The 1245-nt window shown below is 38.2% G+C and carries 3 protein-coding genes; 1 reads left to right on the top strand and 2 read right to left on the bottom strand.

Features of this window, described 5'->3' with window-relative positions:
- Positions 1-397 (bottom strand): BRO-N domain-containing protein (locus tag AOQ32_RS08300; protein WP_199504904.1); only part of this gene is annotated, 397 nt, incomplete at its 3' end.
- An 11-nt stretch (positions 398-408) separates the two neighbouring features.
- Positions 409-651 carry a helix-turn-helix domain-containing protein gene (locus tag AOQ32_RS08295; RefSeq protein WP_059394391.1) on the bottom strand — a complete coding sequence of 81 codons (243 nt, stop codon included), beginning with the start codon at positions 649-651 and terminating at the stop codon, positions 409-411.
- 169 nt (positions 652-820) lie between these two features.
- Here AOQ32_RS08295 and AOQ32_RS08290 point away from each other — a divergent pair.
- The coding region (locus tag AOQ32_RS08290) for a helix-turn-helix domain-containing protein (RefSeq protein WP_148666546.1) at positions 821-1245 on the top strand (425 nt) is incomplete at its 3' end.

The raw sequence follows: 1245 nt of genomic DNA, 5'->3' as shown, positions 1-1245 counted from the left end.
GCTTAAGAGTCGTGGCCAAACGAATAATCGTATCTGGGTCAGTCAACGCTTCTTCAATCTTCGAGTCCGTCATGTAAGCACCATGCTTGCGAATGCTTGGCAGGACTTCTGATGTAACCCACTTTTTAAAACGCTTAGCACTATCTAATTCACTACCAAAGATAAGAGCGAACACACCAGACTCGTTAATCACAGTCATCTGTTGCTTTCCTCCAGGGGTGTCCAAAACGGACACCCCTTTGTCATCAACTTGGACATGCGTTCGAATTGCTTTAGCAGTTTGGGAATATCCTAAAGTCTCTGCTACATCTTTCCCTACAAACCATGCTTCGTTATCAATAAGTACAGTCCGTACTTCGTTACTTTCAAAATTGAAAGCTTTCACTTCATTTGCCATGTCGGCCTCCTTTATGCTGGTTGATTACGTTCTCTATTGGGAACGTTTGTTGTAAAAAAAATACCAAGTGTTCCTGAATCATAACCAAGAATTTCAGCAGCCTTAGCTAACTCATCTGCTCCAATTGGAATAATTCCTGATTCTCGTTTAGCATACGGTGAACGAGTTTTCCATCCCATTCGTTCTGCCATTTCGTCTTGCGTGAAGCCTGCTGCTACTCGCTCAGCCTTCAAACGATTAAGATTAACAATCATATCTATCCTCCTTTCCGTTCCCTTTCGGGTACACTAATATATTATTATGTTCGTTCTCGTTTGTCAACAATTTTGTCAAAAAAAAATATTTTTGTTTTTTTTATCAATATTATTGTATCCAAATGGGAACGGTGCTATAATTTGGTTATTGATTTGAGGGGTACATATAATGAGAACTAATCAAGAAATCATTTCTATTTTAAAAGATAGAACAAATGAAAAAAATATATCTATGAGTGAATTAGCTCGCCAAGTAGACATGGCTAAATCAGCAATTTCAAGATATTTCAATGGAACAAGAGAGTTTCCTCTTAATAGAGTTAATGATTTTGCAAGAGTTCTTGGACTTACTCCTGAATATATATTGGGGGTTGGCGTTAATCATAATGAGTTAATATCCGTTTATGAAAAGTTGAATCCAAATCGTCAGAAAAATGTATATAACTACGCTAACAATCAGTTAGAAGAGCAAAACAAAGTCGTTCAAATGCCAGCGACAAACACCGTTGATGTATACGGTGCTGTGTCTGCCGGTACTGGTGAATACATGGTCGATAATCAACCAGAAGAAGTTGATTACAGTGGCACTGTTCC

Origin of the sequence: Fructobacillus tropaeoli (genome assembly GCF_001047135.2) — a bacterium.
In the GTDB taxonomy this organism is placed as follows: domain Bacteria; phylum Bacillota; class Bacilli; order Lactobacillales; family Lactobacillaceae; genus Fructobacillus; species Fructobacillus tropaeoli.
This window is presented reverse-complemented; position numbering and strand designations above follow the sequence as displayed.

Coding starts and splice junctions, on each gene's coding strand:
- AOQ32_RS08295 (WP_059394391.1), bottom strand. CDS start 651: ATGATTGTTAATCTTAATCGTTTGAAGGCTGAGCGAGTAGCAGCAGGC.